Origin of the sequence: Sphingomonas floccifaciens (assembly GCF_042681125.1) — a bacterium.
GTDB lineage: Bacteria > Pseudomonadota > Alphaproteobacteria > Sphingomonadales > Sphingomonadaceae > Sphingomonas > Sphingomonas floccifaciens.
In genome coordinates this window covers 79,032-101,308 of sequence record NZ_JBHUFC010000003.1, presented here as the reverse complement: position 1 = coordinate 101,308, position 22,277 = coordinate 79,032, and the positions used below count along the sequence as shown (strand labels likewise).

At 68.8% G+C, this 22,277-nt stretch carries 20 protein-coding genes and 1 tRNA gene; 10 read left to right on the top strand and 11 right to left on the bottom strand.

Annotation, left to right across the window (positions count from 1 at the left end):
- Positions 1–34: 34 nt before the first annotated feature.
- Complete coding sequence (locus ACFSC3_RS07420) at positions 35–1,099, top strand: YihY/virulence factor BrkB family protein (protein WP_380939779.1); 1,065 nt, start codon at positions 35–37, stop codon at positions 1,097–1,099.
- On the opposite strand, the gene holA is transcribed toward ACFSC3_RS07420, so the two are convergent.
- The 4 genes from holA to ACFSC3_RS07400 are packed head-to-tail and all read right to left on the bottom strand — an operon-like array spanning position 1,096 to position 5,549.
- The gene (holA, locus tag ACFSC3_RS07415) at positions 1,096–2,118 is read right to left on the bottom strand and encodes a DNA polymerase III subunit delta (protein ID WP_380939778.1); all 1,023 of its coding nucleotides are present in this window, start codon (positions 2,116–2,118) and stop codon (positions 1,096–1,098) included. The genes ACFSC3_RS07420 and holA overlap by 4 nt on opposite strands.
- The gene (lptE, locus tag ACFSC3_RS07410) at positions 2,115–2,609 is read right to left on the bottom strand and encodes an LPS assembly lipoprotein LptE (RefSeq protein WP_380939777.1); all 495 of its coding nucleotides are present in this window, start codon (positions 2,607–2,609) and stop codon (positions 2,115–2,117) included. Before lptE ends, holA begins: the two co-directional genes overlap by 4 nt.
- Positions 2,606–5,095, bottom strand: coding sequence for a leucine--tRNA ligase (gene leuS / locus ACFSC3_RS07405; protein WP_380940880.1), 2,490 nt, complete (start codon positions 5,093–5,095; stop codon positions 2,606–2,608). Before leuS ends, lptE begins: the two co-directional genes overlap by 4 nt.
- 22 nt (positions 5,096–5,117) lie before the next feature.
- Positions 5,118–5,549 (bottom strand): DUF3576 domain-containing protein, encoded by a 432-nt coding sequence (locus tag ACFSC3_RS07400; protein ID WP_380939776.1) that lies wholly within the window; start codon positions 5,547–5,549, stop codon positions 5,118–5,120.
- A 193-nt stretch (positions 5,550–5,742) separates the two neighbouring features.
- Here ACFSC3_RS07400 and ACFSC3_RS07395 point away from each other — a divergent pair, with 193 nt between their 5' ends.
- Positions 5,743–6,459 carry a hypothetical protein gene (locus ACFSC3_RS07395; protein WP_380939775.1) on the top strand — a complete coding sequence of 239 codons (717 nt, stop codon included), beginning with the start codon at positions 5,743–5,745 and terminating at the stop codon, positions 6,457–6,459.
- 123 nt (positions 6,460–6,582) lie between these two features.
- On the opposite strand, the gene ACFSC3_RS07390 is transcribed toward ACFSC3_RS07395, so the two are convergent.
- Positions 6,583–7,098, bottom strand: a complete 516-nt coding sequence (locus ACFSC3_RS07390) for a thiamine phosphate synthase (RefSeq protein WP_380939774.1) — start codon at positions 7,096–7,098, stop codon at positions 6,583–6,585.
- A gap of 22 nt (positions 7,099–7,120) precedes the next feature.
- On the opposite strand from ACFSC3_RS07390, the gene ACFSC3_RS07385 reads away from it, so the two are divergent.
- Positions 7,121–7,789 (top strand): YggS family pyridoxal phosphate-dependent enzyme, encoded by a 669-nt coding sequence (locus tag ACFSC3_RS07385; protein WP_380939773.1) that lies wholly within the window; start codon positions 7,121–7,123, stop codon positions 7,787–7,789.
- Entirely contained in the window at positions 7,786–8,463 is a 678-nt protein-coding gene (locus tag ACFSC3_RS07380) for an HAD family hydrolase (RefSeq protein WP_380939772.1), read from the top strand. Before ACFSC3_RS07385 ends, ACFSC3_RS07380 begins: the two co-directional genes overlap by 4 nt.
- On the opposite strand, the gene ACFSC3_RS07375 is transcribed toward ACFSC3_RS07380, so the two are convergent.
- The gene (locus ACFSC3_RS07375) at positions 8,452–9,252 is read right to left on the bottom strand and encodes a DUF72 domain-containing protein (RefSeq protein ID WP_380939771.1); all 801 of its coding nucleotides are present in this window, start codon (positions 9,250–9,252) and stop codon (positions 8,452–8,454) included. The genes ACFSC3_RS07380 and ACFSC3_RS07375 overlap by 12 nt on opposite strands.
- 168 nt (positions 9,253–9,420) lie before the next feature.
- Positions 9,421–9,495: transfer RNA gene (locus ACFSC3_RS07370), tRNA-Gly, on the bottom strand.
- Positions 9,496–9,657: 162 nt separating this feature from the next.
- Between ACFSC3_RS07370 and ACFSC3_RS07365 the strand changes: the two genes are divergently transcribed.
- Positions 9,658–10,569: a tetratricopeptide repeat protein gene (locus ACFSC3_RS07365; protein ID WP_380939770.1), complete on the top strand. Its 912-nt coding sequence runs from the start codon at positions 9,658–9,660 to the stop codon at positions 10,567–10,569.
- The gene (locus ACFSC3_RS07360) at positions 10,566–11,198 is read left to right on the top strand and encodes an LON peptidase substrate-binding domain-containing protein (protein WP_380939769.1); all 633 of its coding nucleotides are present in this window, start codon (positions 10,566–10,568) and stop codon (positions 11,196–11,198) included. Before ACFSC3_RS07365 ends, ACFSC3_RS07360 begins: the two co-directional genes overlap by 4 nt.
- A gap of 41 nt (positions 11,199–11,239) precedes the next feature.
- On the opposite strand, the gene ACFSC3_RS07355 is transcribed toward ACFSC3_RS07360, so the two are convergent.
- From ACFSC3_RS07355 to ACFSC3_RS07345, 3 genes are read right to left on the bottom strand one after another with little or no spacing between them, the layout of a single operon-like run.
- Positions 11,240–11,386, bottom strand: coding sequence for a hypothetical protein (locus tag ACFSC3_RS07355; RefSeq protein WP_380939768.1), 147 nt, complete (start codon positions 11,384–11,386; stop codon positions 11,240–11,242).
- A 37-nt stretch (positions 11,387–11,423) separates the two neighbouring features.
- Entirely contained in the window at positions 11,424–12,641 is a 1,218-nt protein-coding gene (locus tag ACFSC3_RS07350) for an FAD-dependent monooxygenase (RefSeq protein ID WP_380939767.1), read from the bottom strand.
- 10 nt (positions 12,642–12,651) lie between these two features.
- Complete coding sequence (locus ACFSC3_RS07345; protein ID WP_380939766.1) at positions 12,652–13,230, bottom strand: hypothetical protein; 579 nt, start codon at positions 13,228–13,230, stop codon at positions 12,652–12,654.
- Between the two features lie 109 nt (positions 13,231–13,339).
- Between ACFSC3_RS07345 and ACFSC3_RS07340 the strand changes: the two genes are divergently transcribed.
- From ACFSC3_RS07340 to ribA, 4 genes are all read left to right on the top strand, one after another.
- Positions 13,340–15,688 carry a DNA translocase FtsK gene (locus ACFSC3_RS07340; RefSeq protein ID WP_380939765.1) on the top strand — a complete coding sequence of 783 codons (2,349 nt, stop codon included), beginning with the start codon at positions 13,340–13,342 and terminating at the stop codon, positions 15,686–15,688.
- A 190-nt stretch (positions 15,689–15,878) separates the two neighbouring features.
- Positions 15,879–16,490: a LolA family protein gene (locus ACFSC3_RS07335; RefSeq protein WP_380939764.1), complete on the top strand. Its 612-nt coding sequence runs from the start codon at positions 15,879–15,881 to the stop codon at positions 16,488–16,490.
- Positions 16,491–16,816: 326 nt separating this feature from the next.
- Complete coding sequence (locus ACFSC3_RS07330) at positions 16,817–17,605, top strand: exodeoxyribonuclease III (RefSeq protein WP_380939763.1); 789 nt, start codon at positions 16,817–16,819, stop codon at positions 17,603–17,605.
- Positions 17,602–18,651: a GTP cyclohydrolase II gene (gene ribA / locus ACFSC3_RS07325; protein ID WP_380939762.1), complete on the top strand. Its 1,050-nt coding sequence runs from the start codon at positions 17,602–17,604 to the stop codon at positions 18,649–18,651. The genes ACFSC3_RS07330 and ribA overlap by 4 nt, the downstream gene beginning before the upstream one ends.
- 130 nt (positions 18,652–18,781) lie before the next feature.
- Here the strand turns inward: ribA and smc are convergent, their stop codons facing one another.
- Positions 18,782–22,204: a chromosome segregation protein SMC gene (smc, locus tag ACFSC3_RS07320; protein WP_380939761.1), complete on the bottom strand. Its 3,423-nt coding sequence runs from the start codon at positions 22,202–22,204 to the stop codon at positions 18,782–18,784.
- Positions 22,205–22,277: the final 73 nt, after the last annotated feature.

The following is a 22,277-nucleotide window of genomic DNA, read 5'->3' as shown; positions in this document are numbered from 1 at the left end:
TGCGGGTTTGACCTCTCGATAAAGGGGTTCGACCATGATTCATGCCGATGACGCCGCCGGCATCGCCGCGCGCTCGCCGTTCGAAGTGCCGAAGGAGGGGTGGCTTGCCATCCTGAAGCGGACCTGGGCGGAAAGCGGCGACGATAACATCGCGATCATCGCAGCCGGGGTCGCCTTCTACGCCTTTGCCGCGATCGTTCCGCTGCTCGCCGCCGTCGTGTTGAGCTACGGCCTGTTCGCCGAAGCGGAAACCGTCCAGCGCAACGTCACGTCGATCTTCTCCGTCATGCCGCGCGAAGCCGCGTCGATCGTCAGCGACCAACTGCTGACGGTCGTGGATTCGTCGAAAGGCAAGCAGGGGCTTGGCCTTGTCCTTGCACTTGTGATCGCCCTGTACGGCGCCACGAAAGGCGCGTCGGCGATCGTCACCGGCCTGAACGTCGCCTATGACACGAAGGAGACGCGCAGCTTCATCCGGACGAACATCCTCTATTTCCTGATCGTTCTCGGCGGCGTCGGTCTGGTCTTCCTGGCGATGCTGGCGGTTGCCCTGTTCGCGTTTCTCGAAAGCCTGATCCCTGGCGCCCCGACGTGGTTGCTGCTGATCCTGCGCGCGCTCGGCTATGTCGTGCTGGCGGGCATCGTCGTGACCGCGGCGGCCGTGCTGTTCCGGGTCGGGCCGGATCTCAAGCAGCCGCGATGGATCTGGCTGTCGCCGGGATCGATCGGCGCGACGGTCGCCTGGCTCGTCGGGACGGCGGGTTTCGGCATCTACGCGGCCAATTTCGGCAATTATGGCGCAACCTATGGCTCGCTGTCGGCTGTCATCGTGTTGCTGACCTGGCTGTGGCTCAGCGCCTATGTCTTCCTGCTCGGTGCCGAGCTGAACGCCGAACTCGAACGGCAGGTCGCCGGTGCTGCGACGGGCGAAAATGGCGCGCAGATTCTGCCCGAAACGCCTGCACCGGCGGTGGCGACCTCGATCGATCCGATCGGCAGCGGGATCATCGCCGCCTCTGCGCTCCGGGGGCGATCGGCCGCCGCCGCCGGCTTGATCGTCGCCGCAGCGCTGCTGTGGCGACGGACGCGTAAGGACTAACGCTTCCGCGCGCGGGCGATCGACAGCACGTCGTGCAGGGCTGTGACGGCCGCCGGATTGCCCCCCGTCAGCAGCCCGCGTTCCGCCCGGCGCACGCGTGATACCGCTGCGGCGATCTGTGGCGTCGACCAGCGACGCAACGCGGTGATCGTCGCGCCACGTTCCTTCCAGAACACGCGATGCCGTTCGACCACCATGTCGGCTGATTCGCCGCGGTCGACCTCGCCACGCATGTCAGCAAGCGATATCAATCGTTTGGCGAGCCCGCGCAGCATCGGGATCGTCATCCCGGCAGCATCGACCCCCATCAGTTCGCGGCCCAGCACGGCGGCATCGCCATCGATCGCAGCGGTGATCGCGGTCGCCATCTCGCTTTCGGCGATATAGGCGCCGATCTCAGCCAGTACATCCTCTCCGGCATCGCGGGGACGATCGGGGGCGGCATCAAGGAATAGCGCCAGCTTCTCGATCTCGCGCGTCAGGACGGCGCGGTCACCGCCACTCGCCTCGAACAGGGCCGCGGGCGTGTCTCCGGTCAGGCGTACGCCGTGTTCCCGCGCGATGCTGGTGGCGAGCCGCGCGGCGTTGACCCCCTCCGGCGGATAGCAGGCCAGCGCCATCGCCGCGGGGTTGGACACCGCGGCCTTGACCAGCTTGCCGGTCGCCTTGGCGGTCGGAGCGATCGCGACGACGGGATTGCCCGCCGATCCCGCCGACAGCAGCAACTCGACCGCCTCGACCGACTCCTCGCCCATACCGGTGACACGGATGTAGCGCGCACCGCCGAAGAGCGAGATCGAGGCCGCCTCGTCGGCCAACCGGCCCGGATTGGCCTTCAGCGTCGGGCCATCCAGATCGACGCGCTCGGCATCCGCACCCATCGCGCGGCCGAGCCGGGCGGCATAGTCCATCGCGCCGGCTTCGTCGGGACCATGTAAAAGGAACAGCCGCGGCCCGTTCGGCCCACGCTTGCCGGCATCGTCGATCGCCGAGGCCATCCCGGCGGCAGTCGCCTTCACTGGGCTGTGGACCTTTGCGCGAACAGCGCGATGCGCGCGACGATCTTGTCGGCGATGATCCCCGACAGCCGCTCCAGCCCGCTCTGCTCGGCCGCGATCGTGGCATATTCGGAGCCGACGACGTCGATCCCGACATCGCTACCCGCCGTATCGTCGACCACGGTCAGCCCGCTCGCCAGATCGACCAGCTGGTAGCGCGCCCGCAGCGTGCGCCGCTCACGTGACACCGAGTCGTCGCGGCGGACGCCCAGACCGATGATCGAGTCATCCAGCTTGATATCGAGCCGATAGCGGGGGCTCGTGCCATCGACGGCCGCCAGTCGATCGCGCAGCGCGCTGCCGACCAGCCAGCCCGCCTGTCCCTCGATCGGTGTCACCTGAACCTGCGACAGCGCCGCGCGAGCCGGGCTCGCCGCCCCGCCGTACAGCGGGCGCAGGCCACAGCCGGCGAGCGTCAGCAGCAGCGCGAGCGAGGCGGCAGCGCGCCTCATGCGACGATGTTCACCAGGCGATCGGGCACGACGATGACTTTCTTGGGGGCAGCGCCCTCCAGAATGCGCTGAACGCCGGCCGATGCAAGCGCCGCGGCCTGCAGAGCGTCCTTGGCCGAGCCCTTGGGTACGGTCAGCGTGTCGCGCAGCTTGCCGTTGACCTGCACCGCGATGGTGACAGAATCGTCGACCAGCAGCGCCGGATCGACGTCCGGCCATGCGGCATCGGCGACCAGGCCGTCTTGGCCGAGCACGCTCCACGCTTCCTCGGCCATGTGCGGGATCATCGGTGCGACCAGCCGGACAAGCGTCGCTACGGCCTGCGCGCGCGATGCCGATGGCTTGGCCTTCTCGATCGCGCTGGTCAGTTCGTACAGCTTGGCCACGGCCTTGTTGAAGGCGAGCGCCTCGACATCCTCGGCCACGCCGGCGATCGTGCGGTGAAGCTTGCGGTCGAGCTCGACGTCCGCGCCTTCAGCCGCCTCGACGCCCTCGACGAGGCGCCACACCCGCTGGACGAACCGCCAAGCGCCCTCGATACCCGCTTCGCTCCACGGCAGGTCGCGCTCGGGCGGGGAATCCGACAGCATGAACCAGCGCACTGCGTCCGCGCCGTAGCGATCGACGATCGGCGACGGGTCGACCGTGTTCTTCTTCGACTTGGACATCTTCTCGACGCGGCCGACCGTCACCGGCTCGCCCGTCGCGATGACCTTGCCGTCGGCGACCTGCTCGGGCGCCAGCCAGGTGCCGGCCGGATCCTTGTAGGTTTCGTGCGTCACCATGCCCTGGGTGAACAGGCCGGCGAAGGGCTCCGCCACATTGATCTTGCCGACACGGCGCAGCGCGCGCGTCCAGAAGCGGGCGTAGAGCAGGTGGAGGATCGCATGCTCGACCCCACCGATATATTGCCCGACCGGCAGCCAGCTCTCCGCGACCGCCTTGTCGAACGGCTGGTCGTCGGGCTGGCTGGCGAAGCGGATGAAATACCAGCTCGAATTGATGAAGGTGTCGAGCGTGTCGGTCTCGCGTCGCGCCTCGGCGCCGCAGGACGGGCAGGGGACGTGCTTCCACGTCGGATGGCGGTCGAGCGGGTTGCCCGGCACGTCGAAGCTGACGTCCTCCGGCAGCACGACCGGCAACTGGTCCTTAGGTACCGGCACCACGCCGCACGCGTCGCAGTGGATGATCGGGATCGGCGTGCCCCAATAGCGCTGGCGGCTGACGCCCCAGTCACGCAGGCGCCACACTGTCGTGCCGTCGCCCCAGCCTTCGGTTTCGGCACGCGAAATGACCGCGCGCTTGGCGTCGGCGACGTCCATGCCGTCCAGGAAGCGCGAATTTACCAGGCGGCCGGGGCCGGTATAGGCCTCGGCGTCCGTGAACTCCGGCGCGCTGTTCTCGCCATCGGCGACGACGCGACGGATCGGCAGCGCGTATTTGGTGGCAAATTCGAAGTCGCGCTGGTCGTGCGCCGGCACGCCGAACACGGCGCCGGTGCCATAGTCCATCAGCACGAAGTTGGCGATGTAGACCGGCAGCTGGATCGACGGATCGAGCGGGTGCGTCGCACGGATGCCGGTGTTGTAGCCCAGCTTCTCCTGCGTCTCGATCTCCGCCGCCGAGGTGCCGCCCGCCTTGCACGCCGCGATGAAGTCGGCGACGTGCGCGTCGCCCGCCATCGCCTGCGCGATCGGGTGATCGGCCGCGACCGCAACGAAGCTCGCGCCGAAGATCGTGTCGGGGCGCGTCGTGAAGACTTCGACCTCGCCGCCGTCCGACAGCGCGAAGCGGAACCGCAGGCCCTCCGACTTGCCGATCCAGTTTTCCTGCATCAGCCGCACCTTGTCTGGCCAATGCTCCAGCGTGCCCAGCCCGTCGAGCAGCTCGTCGGCGAAGTCGGTGATCTTCAGGAACCACTGGTTCAGCTTGCGCTTCTCGACCAGCGCGCCCGACCGCCACCCACGGCCGTCGATAACCTGTTCGTTAGCCAGCACGGTCATGTCGACCGGGTCCCAGTTGACCGCGGATTCCTTGCGATAGACCAGACCCGCCGTCAGCAGGTCGAGGAACAGCGCCTGTTCATGCCCGTAATAGGTCGGGTCGCAGGTCGCTAACTCACGCGTCCAGTCGAGCGCGAAGCCCAGCCGCTTCAGCTGCGCCTTCATCGATGCGATATTGTCATAGGTCCAGGCGCCGGGATGAACGCCCTTTTCCATCGCGGCGTTTTCCGCGGGCATGCCGAACGCGTCCCAGCCCATCGGGTGGAGCACTTCGTGCCCCGTCATCCGGCGGAAGCGCGCCAGCACGTCGCCCATCGTATAGTTGCGGACGTGCCCCATGTGGATCTTCCCCGATGGATAGGGGAACATCTCCAGCACGTAGCTCTTGGGCTTTGCGCTCGAATCCTCCGCGGCGAAGGTGCCGCGCTCGTCCCACGCCGCCTGCCACTTGGCATCGGCGACGGACGCGTTGAACCGCGACACTGACACTGTCGGAACCTCTTTTTTAGTTGGCGACGGCGCTGCGGCGCAGGTCGCGCGCACGCGTCAGGATGATGTCTTCCAGCTTCTGCACGGTCGCCGCCTGGACGGGTGCTGCGACCCACTGGCCGCCCTGGTTGATCTGGCGCAGCGCCGCGACGCGGACGGCATCGGCGCGCAGGTCCTGGTCCAGAATCGACACGGTGACCTTCATCCGCTCGGTCGGGGTGTTGGGGTTCGTGTACCAGTCGGTCACGATGACGCCGCCGTTCGAATCGGTCTGCAGCAGCGGCATGAAGCTCAGCGTGTCGAGCGTCGCACGCCAAAGATAGCTGTTCACGCCGATCGTCGTCACCTTCGACGCGGCAAGATCGGCCTTGGGACGGTCGCCCCGGCCGCAACCGGCAAGCGCGATCAGGGTCAGGCTCACGAGGGCGATACGCGAACGCGAAATCATGGGGCAGTCCTCAATGGGTACGATAAAGGCGTCAGGCGACACGCCTCTATAGACCCCCGGCGCGAGGCCGCAAGCGCGGGCGGAACGGGGACCGGATTGTGGATAAGCTGCAACACTTGTCTGAGAAATGGATCTGGCGGTGGAACATCCGGCCCTGTTCGTGGTACCGCATCCGTCAGGGAGTGGGACGCAGATGGTTGCTTTGCGCATCATTGCAGGAACGGGGCTCGCGGCAGCAGTGGCTGTCGCGTGGGCCATCGCGCCTGCGATCGGTGCCGAGGATGGCCGCAGTGGGCCGCGTCGCCTGACGCCTTCGGTGGAAGGAATCGGCTCGTTCACACCTGCTTCGGGCGACCCCCGTCTCGCCGCTGCGCTCGCGCGGGCTGGCGTATCGGGCAACGGCTTCCGCTTTACGCCGTCCAATGCCGGTCGTGCCGGTTCGCGTGCCGTGACCGTCGCGGTCCAGGCCCGGTCAAGCCGCAGCGCCGCGGTCGGTGCGTCGGATCGCCTGGCCGCTGCCGCGCCTGCGGCGACGGCGGCACCGATCGCCTATAACCTGGGTGTCGCGGTGGGCTGGAAGCGGTTTGCGATCTCGGGTGATCTCGCAAAGATCGACCTCGCCGCCCAGCCGGGCAGCCGCGAAGTCGCCGATCTGGGCCTCAGCTATACCGGCCGTTCCTTCTCGGGCCGGGTGAAGGCGGAGGCTGCGCGCCCGACCGCGAACCAGCCGCGCCTGACCGCCGATGCGCCGAGCTATTCGCTCGACCTGGGCGGTGCCTATTCGATCACGCGCAACCTCGATCTGACCGCGGGCGTCCGCTACAAGACCGAGCGTGACCGCCTTCCGCAACTGGCGGAGCAGCGGCGCGACAGCCAGTCGGTCTACGTCGGCACCGCATTCCGATTCTAAGGTTCGCGCAGGAGAGTAGCGCAAGCTAATCTCCGCCTCGGCGCGAACCACGGCCGGCATCGCGCAAGCGATGACCGACGGCGCGAATTCACTTCGCGCCGCGCCCCATAGCGATCAACCTACTCAACCCAGCCAAGCATCGATCCCGGCCCACCCATAGGCCCCGACCGCCGCCACCCGGCGAAACCGCCGCGCATCCATTCCTCCAAGCGCGATCACCGGGACCGCGGCCCCGCGCACCAGCGCCCCGAACCGCGCGACTCCCAACCCATGCGCCCCGACATGCGACCGAGTCGCGAACACCGGCGACACGAACACGGCATCCGCCCCGCGCCGTACCGCCGCGACCAGCTCCCGCCGATCATGCGCCGATCGCGTCGACAGCCTTCGCCGAACCCGGCCATTATGGACGCCACCGCTCCCGACCAGCCCGCCGGCGCCGAGCACTACCAGTCCCCGCCGCCGCGCGACGTGCTCGATGCGTGCCAGCAACCGCCGTCGCTCCGCCATCGGCCAGCCATAATGCCGCACCACCACGCCGGCGCCGCGCGGCAGCCGGTCGATCGCCGCCCACAGTGCATCCCCCATCCGCTCGTCAGTCATCAGCCAGAGGCGGGGCAGGGGGTGGCGGGCGCGCATCGCGGCACCTATAGCGCCCCACATGCCGAACGACGATGCCGCAGGCCGGCTGGCCGCGATCCACTCGACCATTGCCTATGGCTGCAAGCTCGCGGGCCGCGACGCGTCCGACGTGACGCTGATCGCGGTGTCGAAAATGCACGATGCCGATGCCATCCGCCCGCTGATCGCTGCCGGCCAGCGCGTGTTCGGCGAAAACCGCGTGCAGGAGGCGGCCGACAAATGGCCGGCCCTGCGCGAGGAAACGGCCGGCATCGCGCTCCATCTCGTCGGTCAGCTCCAATCGAACAAGGCAGCCGATGCCGTAGCGCTATTCGACGCGATCCATTCGGTCGACCGCCCTTCGCTAGTCTCAGCCCTCGCCCGCGCGATGGATGCGCAGGACCGACGCCTGCCGTGCTTCGTCCAGGTCAACATCGGCGACGAACCGCAGAAGGGCGGCTGCCCGGTCGCCGACCTGCCCGCGCTGCTCAGCGACGCACGCGCGGCGAACCTCCCCGTCGTCGGGCTGATGTGCGTGCCCCCAGCGGACCTCGAACCCGCCCCCTATTTCGCGCTGCTGGCGAAGATCGCGCGTGATGAGGGGCTGGGCCAGCTCAGCATGGGCATGAGCGGCGACCTCGAAACCGCGGTCCGGATCGGCGCCACGCATGTCCGCGTCGGCACCGCCCTGTTCGGAGCGCGCGCGTGACGCCGCTTCCGATCCGCTTTGCCGCGCTGTTGTTCGACTTCGACGGCGTGCTGGTCGAAACCGAATATGCCGGCAACCGTCACATCGCCGACTATCTGACCGGCATCGGCCATCCGACCAGCCCCGAGGACTCGATGGCCAATTTCATGGGCCTGTCGGGGGCGGATTTCATCGGTGCGATCGAACGCTGGATCGGCCGCGCCCTGCCCGAGGATTTCGCGAGCGTTCGCGAGGAGGAAAACGCCCGCGCGATCCGAGACGGCGTCGCCGCGGTCGCGGGCGCGGTCGCCTTCGTTCGCGCGCTGCCCGCCGACCTGCCGCGGGCGATCGTCTCGTCGAGCTCGACCGAATGGATCCGCGCGCACCTCGACCATATCGGGCTGGCCGACGCGTTCGGCGACCACATCTACTCGGGCAAGGAGCATGTCGCTCGCGGCAAGCCGGCACCTGATCTGTATCTCTACGCTGCCAAGGCGCTGGGCGTCCCGATCACCGATTGCGCGATCCTGGAGGATTCGCCCGTCGGCGCGACCGGGGCGGTGGCGTCGGGCGGTCATGTCATCGGGCTGTGCGCCGGCACGCATTGCGGCATCGGCCATGCCGACCGGCTGACCGCGCTTGGCGTTGCGGCCGTCGCCAGCGATTTCGACGAGGTCGCGCGGCTACTCGCCTAGTCGCGCGATCAGCGCCTGCGCGGCGGCGGGATTGCGCTCCTTCGCGCCCGAGATGAAGAAGACGAAGGTCTCGCGTGGAGCCGTCTTTGCGTCCCGCGTGACATAGGGCAGCCCGTCCGGCTCGCCCCCCGTCGCCCAGTCGCGCGCCATCGTGGCGATGCCGGCCAGGTCGTCGGCCGCATAGCCCTCGGGCTCGTCCGCAACCGCCGTCTCGAACCGCGCATAGACGAAGTCCGCCGTCACATCGGCGATCGCAGGATAGTCGTCCGACCGCGCCTGGACGATCGCGACATTCGCCGCCCGGCACATCGCGACGAACTCGGGCACCGCAAAGCTTGCGTGCCGCACCTGCACCGCATGCCGCAGCGCCAGACCATCGCGCGTCTTCGGCAGCAAGGCCAGGAATGCCGCGAAATCCTCGGCCTCGAACTTCTTGGTCGCCATGAACTGCCACAGGATCGGGCCGAGCTTGTCGCCGAGTTCGGTGATCCCCTGACCGACGAACTTCTCGATCGATGCCCCCGCCTCGGCCAGCACCTTGCGATTCGTGCAGAAGCGCGACGCCTTCAACGTGAAGACGAACCCGTCGGGCGTTTCGTCGCGCCATTTGGCGAAGGTCTCGGGCTTGAAGCCGGAATAATAGGTGCCGTTCACCTCGATCGCCGTCAGCTTCGACGCGGCATATTCCAGTTCACGCTTCTGCGGCCATTTCTCGGGATAAAAGACGCCGCCACGCCACGGCTCGAACGTCCAGCCACCGATGCCGACGCGAATCTTGGGATGGGTCATGAGACAGTCTTAGCATGCCGCTACGCTCTCGTGCAGGCATAAGCCCCAACTCATCGACTATGCCAAAACTGACATGACAAGCGGCAGGGCGGCGCCGGCCGTCACCGTGCGACCCAAGCCATACTCACTGCGATTTCTTGTATAGCGCCGCTGCTCATAACCAGCGACTGGAGCGGGCGAAGGGATTCGAACCCTCGACCCCAACCTTGGCAAGGTTGTGCTCTACCCCTGAGCTACGCCCGCTCTGGCGTTGCCGGGAAGTGCTTCCCGGCGGGTGGAGGCGGGCCATTAGCGCGGGTGTTTCGGGGACGCAACCCCGAAATCGCGTGCGCGCCGAAAACACTTGGCGTGGGGAGGTTCAGCGCCCACATGGGCGGCATCCCGATTTCGCAAGAGGACCCGCCCTTGGCCACGCTAGGACTTTCGCCCGCCGACAAGGAGGCCGTGGAGGCTTTCCGCCGCGACGTCGTCGAGCCGTCGATGACCAACCTGGTCATCATCGATTTCTGGGCGGAATGGTGCGGGCCGTGCAAGCAGCTGGGGCCGGTGCTGGACAAGGTCGCCGCCGATTATGCCGGCAAGGGCGTCGTGCTGAAGAAAATCGACGTCGATGCGAACAAGTTCATCGCCGCGCAATTCCAGGTCCGTTCGATCCCGACCGTCTATGCGATGTTCCAGGGCCAGCTTGCAGCCGATCTGACCAGCGCACGGACCGAATCGCAGCTGAAGGCGATGCTCGACCAGCTGCTGCGCCAGTTGCCCGTCCAGAGCGACGAGGCGGCGCAGGAGGCCGAGCTGGAGCCGCTGATCGCGATGGCGGAGGGCGTACTGGCCGAGGGCGACGCGGCGCGTGCGCTGTCGATCTACGACGAGCTGGCAGAGATGACGCCCGAGCATCCCGCGGTCGCCGCCGGGCGCGCCCGGGCGTTGGTGGCGGAGGGGCGGGTGGACGAGGCTGCCGCGGCGCTCGACGCCCTTCCGGCCGAGGCCGCCAAGGCGCCTGAGGTGACCCGCGCACGTTCGGCGATCGATCTGGCGCGCACGGCGACGCCGGTCGCGGACCTGTCGGGGCTGGAGGCTCGCGTCGCCGCCGATCCGACCGACCATGCAGCGGCGATGGAACTGGCGGGCGGCCAGATGGCGGCCGGCGACCGCGATGGTGCCGCCGCGACGCTGTTGCGATCGATCGCGACCGACAAGGACTGGAACGAGGGCGCTGCGCGGGCGCAGTTGCTGAAGCTGTTCGAGGCGGTCGGGCTGGAGGACCCCTGGGTCTCGGCGCACCGCCGCAAGCTGTCCGCGATCCTGTTCGGGTGAGCGACGCGCCTGCCTCGACCCGCCTGTCGATCTTTCCGCTGCCGGGCGCGATCCTGTTTCCGCGGATGCACCTGCCGCTGCACATCTTCGAGCCGCGGTACCGGGCGATGGTCGGCGATTCGCTGGCGCGCGACCGGCGGATCGGGATGATCCAGCCGCGAGGCGCGCCGTTAGTGCACGGCGACCCGCCGCCGCTGTTCGACATCGGCTGCGTCGGCAAGATCGCCGATGTCGAGGCGCTGGACGATGGCCGCTACAACATCGTGCTGGAGGGGCTGGCACGCTTCCGCATCGTCCGCGAGTTGAATGTCACCACCAGCTTCCGCCAGGTCGAGGCCGTGCTGCAACCCACGCCTGAGGGCGAGATCCTGAATCTGGGCGAACGTGCCGCGCTGGAGGCCGAATCGCGCAAGTTCGCCGACATCCACGGCTATGCGGTGGATTGGGACAGCGTCGCGCGGCTCGACGACGAATCGCTCGTCAACGGCATCGCGCAGATCGCGCCGTTCGACCCCGCGTCGAAACAGGCGTTGCTGGAGTCACCGTCGCTGTCGGAACGCGCCGAGCTGATCGTCCAGTTGATGACGTTCTTCGGCCACCACGATGAGGATTCGGGGACACTGCAATAACGCTGGGCTCCGTCGACACGGGCAGCGACGTGCCGACCCGATCAATGCCCGTGCGTCTTGATTCCCCGCCGCCGCAGCTTCTGCCGCCGGCGCTTGCGCAACAGGATCACCGCAGTCGGAATTGCCGCCACGACGATCGCGACGATGATCCCATATGCGACAATCTCACGTTCGATTTCGAAGAGCATGCGACCTACCCGTACCCCGGTACGTGAACATTATTACCTAAATCAGAAGCCCTGACAGGAGTTTCGGCACCTGTCCGCTTTCACCGCGGGCTTCCGCCATGAACCGGTCCTTCAGCGCCGGCATCCGCTGGACCGCCGACAGGCCGAAGCGCCGCACCGCGCTGGCGGTCTTGCCCGGCACGCCGAACAGCCGGGTCAGCCCGTCCGTCGCGGCCGCGACCATGAAGGTATCGAGGCTGCGCCACCGCTCATAGCGCGCGAGCAGCTGCGCGTCACCCAGGTCCATGCCGGAGCGCTTGCCCTCAACCAGCACCTCGACCAGCGTGGCGACGTCGCGGAAGCCGACGTTGACGCCCTGGCCCGCGATCGGATGGATGCCATGCGCGGCATCGCCGACCAGCGCGAGCCGTTCGCCGGTGATCTTGGCGGCATGATGGAAGCCGAGCGGATAGCTCTGCCGCCGGGTCAGCTTGCTGAGCGGGCCGAGGAACCCGCCCATCCGCTTCTCCGCCTCATGCAGCCACGCACGGTCGCCAAGCTTCATCATGCCGGGCGCATCGCTCGCGCGGACCGACCACACGATCGCCGAGCGATGCCCGTCGTCATCATCGACCAGCGGCAACAGCGCGAACGGGCCGCTGGGATAGAAGATCTCGTAGGCGATATTCTCATGCGGTTCGGCATGGTGGAACGACGACACCATCGCGGCGTGATCGTACGTCCAGCGCGCGACCCGCAGGCCCGCCGCCTCCCGCGTCGGCGAACTGCGACCTTCGGCAGCGATCAGCAGCGGCGCGTGGACGGTCGATCCGTCGCTGAGCGTCGCGGTCACGCCGAACGGCCCGCGATCGATCGTCGTCGCCCGCGTCGACATGCGCAGGTCGACATGCGCCGCGCCTTCCGCCGATTCGAGCAAGGCGCGGCGCAGGTGCCGATTCTCGAACATCGTGCCCAGCGCGTCGCCCGGCTGGTCGGGCGCGAAGTCGAGCGCGCCGGGCTCCAGCCCGTCGCTGACGCGGATACCCTCGATCGGGCAGCCGACCCCCGCCAGCCGCTCGATCACGCCGATCGCCGACAGCATCCGGTACGGCGCGCTGGCGATGGCGGAGGCGCGGCCGTCGAAGCCTGCGGCGAGGATGGTGTCCTTGTCCGCGATATCGACGATGATGCTGGTCAGGCCGTGCGCCGACAGCGCGACGCCCAGCGCGCTGCCGACCAGCCCGCCGCCGAGGATGAGGACATCTGCACGGTTCATGGACACAGCCCTACCGGGCCGCAGGCGCCGTGCCAATGGTGGGCGGGCAGACATAGGCCGTCTTGTACGGCTGGTCCCAGCAGTGCTGGAAACCGTCGAGGACGTTAAGGTTCATCGGCCAGCGGATCGCGATCGGCTTGCCGTCCGGCCCGCGCGGGTCGAAGCCGGCCGGGCGGGGCACCGCGGCGAGTGCCGTCCGCGCCCGGTCCAGCCCCGCGCGATCGCGGCGCAGGAAGGCGATGCTGCCGTCGACATACAGGTTCCAGCCGAAGCCGCGGTCCTGCTCGGGCGTCTTGTAGGCCTGCTTAAAGAGCGCGATCGCCGCCGCGGTCTGGCCCAGGTTCGCCCGCAACTGGCCCTCGTGCCAGTAGAGCAGGCCGATCCGATCGGGCGGGACGGTATTTGCCGTGCGCCAGTCGCGGATCAGGTCCGCCGCCTCCGCTTCACAGCCGCGCATCGACAGCGAGCGCCAGCCGCCTGCCATGTCCTGATCGAACCCGCGCAGGTCGAGCGCCATCATCGCGGACCGGTCATAGCGGCAATCCGGCGCGACGGACTGGGCGAGCAGCAGGGCGAGAAGCATCGACATGGGCCGATATCTGCCGGGCGGACGGGGCGAACACAACCGCACGCCGCCGCCTTGACGGCGAGTCCGCAGGCGCGGACAATGGCAGCCTGCTTTCTTGGGGTATGAATCGATGGCGAGCCGGGCGGCGCCATATCTTTGGCGGGACACGGTAAAGGCGGGCGCGCGGCGCTCCGGGGCGATGCTGGCGGCGGTGCTGCTGATCCTCGCCACGATCGCGCTGGCGCTGGCGCTGGCCAGCTATCATTCGGGCGATCCGTCGCTGAACACCGCCGCCGGCGGGCCGGTGCGCAACCTGCTCGGCACGCCCGGCGCGTTCGTCGCCGATGCGCTGTTCGCCCTGCTCGGGCCGGCGGTCGCGCTCGCGCTGCCGCTCGGGCTGGTCTTCGCCTCCCGCCTGTGGCGCGACGTGCCGCTCGGGCGATGGGGGCGGATGCTGCGCACGACGCTGATCGGCGTCGCGCTGATGGCCAGTGCCTTTGCCTTCCTGTCGTCGGAAGCCGTCATGGCCCTGCCCGGCGGGTGGGGTGGGATCGTCGGGCTGACGGTCGCGGACGCCTTCCGCTGGCTCATCTCGCTGATCGGCAATGCCGGGGCCGAACTCTGGGCCGCGCGGATCATCGGGGTGGTGCTGGGTCTGATCGGCGTGTTCGTCTGGACGCGGGGGATCAACCTCGACCTGCCCGAAGCGCGCCTGTCGCTCCCGCGCCTGCGCCGGGCCGGAACGACGCCGCGCACCCGCGGCGCGTCCGGCGCGATCGAGGTCGATGACGTCTTCGATGTCGATGACGACATGGAAGACGATGGCGCCGCCGCCCCGGTCGTCGCCGCGCCGGCCCCGCGCAAGGTCGCGGTGCCGATCGACCGTCCCGGTCCGCTGATCGCCGACCGCCAGGTGCCGCCTGCGCCCGCCAAGAAGGAAGAGCGCCAGCAGAGCCTGGACCTGCGCGACAATTACAAGCTGCCGCCGCTCGACCTGCTCAAACCCCCGCCGCCCAACGCCAATCCGACGATCGACAAGGCGGCGCTGGAGCGTAACGCGCGGCTGCTCGAAAGCGTGCTCGACGACTTCAAGGTGAAGGGCGCGATCGTCGAGGTCCGCCCCGGCCCCGTCGTGACGATGTACGAACTGGAGCCGGAGCCCGGTATCAAGGCGACCCGCGTCATCGCGCTGGCCGACGATATCGCGCGCAACATGTCCGCCATCTCAGCGCGCGTCGCGACGATTCCTGGCCGCACTGTCATCGGCATCGAACTGCCCAACGCCCGGCGAGAAGCGGTGGCATTGCAGGAACTGATCGGCAGCGACGCGTTCGACGCCGCGACCGGCCTGCCGCTGGTGCTGGGCAAGAACATCGCCGGCGATCCGGTCGTCGCCGATCTCGCGCCGATGCCGCATCTGCTGGTCGCCGGCACGACCGGCTCGGGCAAGTCGGTCGGCCTCAACAGCATGATCCTGTCGCTGCTCTACCGGCTGACGCCGGATCAGTGCCGGATGATCATGATCGACCCCAAGATGCTGGAACTCAGCATCTACAAGGGCATCCCGCACCTGCTGGCCGACGTCGTCACCGATCCGCCCAAGGCCGTCCGCGCGCTTAAATGGGCGGTCGAGCAGATGGAGGACCGCTATCGCATGATGGCGAGCGTCAACGTCCGCTCCCTCGCCAGCTTCAACGAAAAGGTCCGTGCGGCGAAGGCGAAGGGCCAGACGCTCGGGCGCAAGGTCCATGTCGGCTACGACGACAACGGCAAGCCGATGTATGAGGAGGAGACGCTCGACCTGGCGCCGCTGCCCCAGATCGTCATCATCGTCGACGAGCTCGCCGACCTGATGATGACCGCGGGCAAGGAAGTCGAATTCCTGATTCAGCGCCTCGCGCAGAAGGCGCGCGCGGCGGGCATCCACCTGATCATGGCGACGCAGCGCCCCTCGGTCGACGTCATCACCGGCGTCATCAAGGCCAATCTGCCGACGCGCATCAGCTTCCACGTCACGTCGAAGATCGATTCGCGCACGATCCTCGGCGAACAGGGCGCCGAGCAGCTGCTGGGCAAGGGCGACATGCTCTACATGCCCGGCGGCCGCGGCACTGCGCGCGTCCACGGTCCCTTCGTCAGCGACGACGAGGTGCAGGCCGTCGCCGATTTCTGGCGCGCGCAGGGCGAGCCGGAATATATCGACGCGGTCACCAACGATCCGGAAGAAGGCGGCTTCGCGCTCGACGGGGCGCCGATTGGTGACGACACGCCCGAGAACTCGCTCTACCGCCAGGCGGTGCAGCATGTCGCGCAGAGCCAGAAGGCCTCGACCAGCTGGCTCCAGCGCCAGCTCCGCGTCGGCTACAATTCCGCCGCGCGCCTGATCGAGCGGATGGAAAAGGAAGGCTTGGTCGGCAAACCCGACCACGTCGGCCGCCGCGAGGTGCTGATGGACGAGGATGGCCGACCGCTAGCGTAGGAACCGGAGGCATCCTCCCATTCCCGTTCGCCCTGAGCTTGTCGAAGGGCCGCTCTTCGATACGCCCGCACCGACCTTTCGGCAGGAAGTACGGTGCTTCGACAAGCTCAGCACGAACGGGGGAGTCTGCGATCTCCCCGGAACGGCGAGGTTCACGCCGCGTTCAACGCCCCGCTTTCATGAGGTCCGAATGTTCAAACCCCTCTTCTTGACCGCCGCGGCTGTCGCCGTCGCCGCGCCTGCCGTCGCCCAGACTGCGCCCGACATCGCGCAGGTGCAGCGGCATTTGCAGGCGGTGTCGACGATGACCGCCAATTTCTTGCAGACCGATCGCGCGGGCAAGGTGCTGACCGGCACGTTGACGCTCAAGAAGCCGGGCAAAGTCCGCTTTCAATATGAAAAGAGCGTGCCGATCCTGATCGTCGGCGACGGCAAGGACCTGTGGTTCCTCGACTATTCGGTCGGGCAGAAGTCGCGCTGGCCGGTCGGCAATTCGCCGCTTGGCGTGCTGCTCGACCCGACCAAGGACATCTCGCGCTTCGCGACCGTGCAGCCGACCGGCAATCCCAATATCGTCAGCGTCGAGGCGCGCGACCCAAAGCGGCCGGAGTTCGGGCGGATTACGCTCGTCTTCGCCAAGCAGGCATCTGCCCCCGGCGGGCTGATGCTCCAGGGCTGGGTCGCGCTCGACAGCCAGGGCAATCGCACATCGATTCGCCTGTCGAATCAGCAGTTTGGCGTGCCGGTGAGCGACCAGGCGTTCAAATGGCGCGACCCGAAGAGGGGTTCGGTGCGAAACTGAGCCGAGCTGAACGAAAGCGTTCATCGCAGCGACAGGAATAGCCGGCTATTCATTTGCGTGCGGAGGCGGGGGCTTTCCAGTTCGGGATTCCCCCTGTTGCCCGGACGACATCCGGCCCCCCCTCCAGCCTGCGTGACGAACGTCAGGTCGGCCCTCGCTCCCTGCCCCCGGAGCGGGGGCCATTTCGTTTGTGGCATGCGGCGTGCCGCCGCATGACGCACAAACGAACCGGCCGACGGGGCTTAAGCCCCGTTCGACGTCACGGCGTTGCCGTGACGGCTTCTTGCTTTGCGGACGACCCGCAAACGCCCTACATCCCCCGCAACATGACCCTCAGCATCGCGTCCTGGAACATCAATTCCGTCCGCTTCCGCATCGGCATCGTCGAGCAGTTCCTGCGCGAGCAATCGCCTGACATCCTGTGCCTGCAGGAAACCAAGGTGATCGACGCGGACTTCCCGTCGTCCGCCTTTCGCGCGCTTGGTTACGACCATGTCATCGTCCATGGCCAGCGGATGCACCACGGCGTCGCGATCGTCAGCCGCGTGCCCCTGGTCGAGGACGACCGGCTCGACTGGCAGGCGAACGGCGAGGCGCGGCATGTCGGCGTGCGGTTGCCGAACGGCCTGCGACTCGAGAACGTCTATGTCCCCGCCGGCGGCGACGTGCCGGACCGCGAGGTCAATCCCAAGTTCGGCCAGAAGCTTGATTTCGTCGAGCGGATGACGCGCTGGTCGGAAACGCTCGATGTGCCCACCGTTCTGACCGGCGACTTCAATATCGCCCCGCTGCCCGAGGACGTGTGGAGCCATAAGGCACTGTTGGACGTCGTCAGCCACACGCCGATCGAGGTCGAGGCGCTGGACCGCCTGCAAAAGGCGCACGACTGGGTCGATCTCGGCCGCAAGTTCCACCCCGCCCCGGCGCGGCTCCACACCTGGTGGAGCTACCGGGCGAAGGACTGGGCAGCGTCCGACCGCGGGCGCCGGCTCGACCATATGTGGGCCAGCCCACCGGTTGCCGAAAAAGCCGTGTCGCACCGCGTATGCGAGCCGTGCCGCAGCTGGCTCAAGCCCTCCGACCACGTCCCCATCGTTACCGAGTTCGACATTTGAGCGACCCGAAGGCGGCGGCGCGGGCGATCGATGCGCTGCGGCGCGGCTGGCCGGTGTCGGTCGGCGCGCTGACAGTGCTCACGATCGAGACGGCAGACCCGGAGCGACTGGCCGCGTTCGATCCCGAGGCGCAAGCGGCCGTCCTGTTGTCGGCTGGCCGCGCGGCGACGCTGAAGCTCGCCAACCAGCGCGACGCCGCGGTGCCCGACGCGCCGGTGCTGGTGGAGCGCGCGCCGTGGCTCGATTTCGCGACCGCGACCGCGCTTGCCGATCCCCAGCGCGATCTGGCGACGCCCTTCAAGGGCCCGTTCCGCGCGCTGCCCGTCCCGCACCGCGACGACGCGGCCGCCGCCCTGCTGCTCGCCCGCGTCGCCGGGGTTCTTCCCGCCTTCTTTGTGCGCGAGGGCGTGACCGGCGACGTCACGATCGCCCGCGACGATCTCGACGCCCACGAAGACGCCGGCCGCCTCGCCATCGCCACCCGTGCGCGCCTGCCCGTTGCGGCGCTGGAGGATGCGGAGATCGTCGCTTTCCGCACACCGGAGGCGGCGGGCGAGCATGTCGCGCTGATCCTTGGCCGCCCCGACGGCACACCGCCGCTGGTGCGCCTCCATAGCGAATGCCTGACCGGTGACGTGCTGGGCAGCCTCAAATGCGACTGCGGCCCGCAGCTTAACGAAGCGCTGCGCCGAATCGCGGGCGGCGGCTGGGGCATCCTGTTGTATCTGCGGCAGGAGGGGCGCGGCATCGGCCTGGTCAACAAGCTGCGTGCCTACGCGCTGCAGGATCAGGGGTTCGACACGGTCGACGCCAATACCCGGCTGGGCTTCGCGATCGATGCGCGCGATTTCCGCGTGGCGGCGCGGATGCTCGACCTTCTCGGCCAGCGCAGCGTGCGGCTACTGACGAACAATCCGGCGAAGGTCGCGGGGCTGGAAGCGGCGGGAATCGCGGTGACCGAACGCGTACCGCTCGCGCTGCCGGCGAATCCGCATAACGCGAAATATCTGGAGACGAAGCGGGATCGGACCGGGCACCAGCTCTGACGTATCCTACCCGTTCGTTTCGAGTAGGGATCGAGCGAAGTCGAGAGCCCGTATCGAGAAATCTCTCGATACGCCGTCTCGACAGGCTCAACGGCTACTCGAGACGAACGGATAACACAGCAGGCCCGGCTCACTCCGCCGCCAGCAAACTCTCCGCGCCACCCAGGTCCACCGACACCAGCCGGCTGACCCCCTTTTCGATCATCGTCACCCCGAACAGCCGGTGCATCCGGCTCATCGTCGCGGCATTGTGGGTGACGATCAGATACCGGGTGTCGGTTTCCTGGACCATGCGGTCGAGCAAATCGCAGAAGCGGTCGATGTTGGCGTCGTCCAGCGGCGCGTCGACCTCGTCGAGCACGCAAATCGGTGCCGGGTTGGTCAGGAACAGCGCGAAGATCAGCGCGACCGCGGTCAGTGCCTGTTCCCCGCCCGACAGCAGGGTCAGCGATTGCAGGCGCTTGCCCGGCGGCTGGGCCATGATCTCCAGCCCCGCCTCCAGCGGATCATCCGAATCGATCAGCGCGAGGTGCGCCTGGCCGCCGTTGAACAGCGTCGTGAACAGCCGCCGGAAATGGCCATCGACGGCCTCGAACGCGGTGCGCAGCCGTTCGCGGCCTTCCCGGTTCAGCGTCCCGATCGACCCGCGCAGGCGATGGACCGCCTGGGTCAGCTCGTCCCGCTCCTGCGCGTTGGTCAGCGCGCCGGCCTCCAGCTCGGCCAGTTCGCTCTCGGCGACCAGATTGACCGGCCCGATCCGTTCGCGATCCTGCGTCAGCCGTTCGTAACGCGCCGATTCGTCGGCCCGCGGCCCGACGTCGCCGGCATCGAACCCGGCGCGGTCGGGCAGCAGCGGCGGCGGACATTCGAACCGCTCGCCCGACAGCCGTCCCATCTCGACGCGACGCAGATCCTGGTTCTCGGCCCGCGCCACCGCGCCCGCGCGCGCCTCGCGCGCGACCGACAGCGCCTCGGCGATCGTCCGCGCCGCCGCCTCCATCTCCCGTACCCGTGCTTCTGCGGCCTGCTCCGCGCGGGCCTGGGTATCGGCGTCGCCGCGGGCATCTGCAGCCTCCACCTCCGCCTGCGCGATCCGTTCGGCCAGCCGCTGCGGTTGCTGGGTCAGCCAGTCGCGTTCTGACGCCAGCGCCGTCTCGCGCTTTGCCATGTCCGCGATCCGCCGCGCAGCCTCGCCCGCGCGGGTGCGCCAGCTCTTGGCTTCGGCCGCCGCCGTGCCGGCCCGGTCCCGCGCGCTGGCGATCTCGCGGTCCAGGCCGGCGCGATCCGCGCGCAGTACCGCAACCGCGTGCCGCGACCGCTCGGTCGCTGTGCTGAGCTGCGCTACCCGCTCCCGCGTCGCCGTGCCGTCCGGCAGTGCCGCCATAGCGGTCTCGGTCCGCGCCAGCTCGTCGCTCGCCTCGCTCGCGTCCCGCGTCAGTCGCGCCGCGCGCAGGTCGAGGTCGCTGCGCTGCGCGTTCAGGCGTTCAAGCGCATTGGCGACGCGATCTTCGATCCGTACTGCCTCGCGCCCCGCCGCTTCCGCCGCATCAAGCGCACGACGCTGCGCCGCGGCACGCTGCCGGGCATCGGTGACCGCCGCATCGATCGCGGCAAGTGCGGCATCGGCGGCCGTCACCGCCTCCGCCGCCGCCGGTCGCGCCGCCTGCAAGGCGCGCAGTCGCGTGACGCGTTCCAGCCGCTCGGCCGCCGCCGCGCCGTTGCCGCGCGCGACATAGCCGTCCCACCGCCGCAGCACGCCATCGCGCGTTACCAGCCGTTGCCCGACCGCCAGAGCCTGCCCGGCGTCGGCATCCGCGACGAATATCTGGGCCAGGCGCCGTGCCAATGCCGCAGGCGCCTCGACATGCGCGGATAGCGCCTCCGCCCCGGTCGGCGCCGCCGGATCGCCCGCCTGCGCCGCCGCGCCGGCCCAGTGCCGTTCGGCCGCGGGATCGAGCCCGGCGTCGAGATCGTCGCCCAACGCCGCCGCCAGCGCGCGCTCATAGCCCGCTGAGGGTTGCAACCGGTCGAGCACCCGATCCCGTGGCGAGGGCTGAACGGTCCGCGCCAGCGCCTTCACTTCGCTGTCGATCGCCGCGAGATCGGCATGCGCTGCCGCGCGCGCGGTCTGGGCCGCATCCCGCCCGTCCTGCGCGGTCCGCTCGGCCGATTGCGCAGTCTCCAGTGCGGCCCGCGCTGCGGTCGCGGCCTCCGCGGCGGCGATCCGGTCCAGCTTCGCCTTCGCGCCCTCCGCCGCGATCGGCGCCATGTCGGCGATCGCAGCCTGTTCGCGCGCCAGCGTCGCCAGGTCGCGCTGGACCCGGTCGAGCCGTATCCGGGCCGCATCCCGCGCCGCGACGGCGACCCGCGCCTCGGCCGCCTCGCTCGCCTGCGCCGCCAGGGCCTGCGCCAGCGCGACCTCGGCATCGCGTGACAGCCGCTCGCTGTCTGCAAGGTGCGCATCGAGCTCGGGAATGCGCGCCGTCGCTTCGGCGATCCGCGCCTGAACCGCCTTGCCTTCGCCTGCCAGCCGCTCCAGCGCCTCGGCTGCGTCGTTCGCCAGCGCCCCTTCGCGCGCGCGATCCTCGCCCAGCCGCCGGTATTGCTCCTCCAATTCGGCCAGCCGTTTGCGCGCCGCTTCCAATTGCCCGCGCAGCTTGTTCAGCGCGTGTCCCGCCTCGCTCGCCCGGTCGCGCGCGGCGAGCGAGGCCTGTCGCGCCGCGGCTAGCGCGGTGGTGGCGATCGCCTGCGCCTCGCTCGCGGCGGCGGCGGCGGCGGTGCGTTCGACGACCAGCGCCTCGGCCGCCGCACTCTCCGCCTTTGCGACGTCCGCCGCTGCGGCCGCCTCGCGCCACTTGGCGAAGATCATCCGCCCCTCGGCGACGCGGATCTGCGCCGACAGCGTGCGATAGCGCTCGGCCTGGCGGGCCTGCCGCTTCAGTTGGCCCGCACGCGCTTCCTGGTCGGATATGACCTCGTCCAGCCGCACCAGATTGGCTTCGGTCGCGCGCAGCCGTGCTTCGGCATCCTTGCGGCGAACGTGCAGCCCGGCGATCCCCGCCGCCTCCTCCAGCATTGCGCGGCGTTCGGCGGGTTTGGCGGCGATGATCGCGCCGATCCGCCCCTGGCTGACCAGGGCCGGCGAATGCGCGCCAGTCGCGGCGTCGGCAAAGGCGAGCGCGACGTCCTTCGCGCGGACGTCGCGGCCGTTGATCCGATACGCGCTGCCCGCCCCACGCTCGATCCGGCGGACGACCTCCAGCTCCTCGCCCTGGCCGGTGCCGACGTCGATCACCTGGTCGGCCAGGATCGACACTTCGGCGAAGTCGCGCTGCGGCCGCGTCGCGGTGCCGGCGAAGATCACGTCGTCCATGCCGGCGCCGCGCATCGACTTGGCGCTGGTCTCGCCCATCACCCAGCGCAGCGCTTCGAGCAGGTTCGACTTGCCGCAGCCGTTCGGCCCGACGACGCCGGTCAGGCCCGATTCGATCCGCAGGTCGGCGGGATCGACGAAGCTCTTGAAGCCGGTCAGGCGCAGGCGCTTGATGCGCATGGGTTATACCGGCCGGTGCTCCCGCGCAGGCGGGAGCCTAGAGCCGCAAGCGTTAAGGCCCGAGGCTCTAGGC

What these genes read in the sequence shown, in the direction of transcription:
- ACFSC3_RS07420 (WP_380939779.1), top strand. Translation starts at nt 35, where the DNA reads ATGATTCATGCCGATGACGCCGCCGGCATCGCCGCGCGCTCGCCGTTC.
- lptE (WP_380939777.1), bottom strand. Translation starts at nt 2,609, where the DNA reads ATGAGGCGCGCTGCCGCCTCGCTCGCGCTGCTGCTGACGCTCGCCGGC.
- ACFSC3_RS07400 (WP_380939776.1), bottom strand. Translation starts at nt 5,549, where the DNA reads ATGATTTCGCGTTCGCGTATCGCCCTCGTGAGCCTGACCCTGATCGCG.
- ACFSC3_RS07395 (WP_380939775.1), top strand. Translation starts at nt 5,743, where the DNA reads ATGGTTGCTTTGCGCATCATTGCAGGAACGGGGCTCGCGGCAGCAGTG.
- ACFSC3_RS07390 (WP_380939774.1), bottom strand. Translation starts at nt 7,098, where the DNA reads ATGCGCGCCCGCCACCCCCTGCCCCGCCTCTGGCTGATGACTGACGAG.
- ACFSC3_RS07385 (WP_380939773.1), top strand. Translation starts at nt 7,121, where the DNA reads ATGCCGAACGACGATGCCGCAGGCCGGCTGGCCGCGATCCACTCGACC.
- ACFSC3_RS07375 (WP_380939771.1), bottom strand. Translation starts at nt 9,252, where the DNA reads ATGACCCATCCCAAGATTCGCGTCGGCATCGGTGGCTGGACGTTCGAG.
- ACFSC3_RS07355 (WP_380939768.1), bottom strand. Translation starts at nt 11,386, where the DNA reads ATGCTCTTCGAAATCGAACGTGAGATTGTCGCATATGGGATCATCGTC.
- ACFSC3_RS07350 (WP_380939767.1), bottom strand. Translation starts at nt 12,641, where the DNA reads ATGAACCGTGCAGATGTCCTCATCCTCGGCGGCGGGCTGGTCGGCAGC.
- ACFSC3_RS07345 (WP_380939766.1), bottom strand. Translation starts at nt 13,230, where the DNA reads ATGTCGATGCTTCTCGCCCTGCTGCTCGCCCAGTCCGTCGCGCCGGAT.
- ACFSC3_RS07340 (WP_380939765.1), top strand. Translation starts at nt 13,340, where the DNA reads ATGGCGAGCCGGGCGGCGCCATATCTTTGGCGGGACACGGTAAAGGCG.
- ACFSC3_RS07335 (WP_380939764.1), top strand. Translation starts at nt 15,879, where the DNA reads ATGTTCAAACCCCTCTTCTTGACCGCCGCGGCTGTCGCCGTCGCCGCG.
- ACFSC3_RS07330 (WP_380939763.1), top strand. Translation starts at nt 16,817, where the DNA reads ATGACCCTCAGCATCGCGTCCTGGAACATCAATTCCGTCCGCTTCCGC.
- smc (WP_380939761.1), bottom strand. Translation starts at nt 22,204, where the DNA reads ATGCGCATCAAGCGCCTGCGCCTGACCGGCTTCAAGAGCTTCGTCGAT.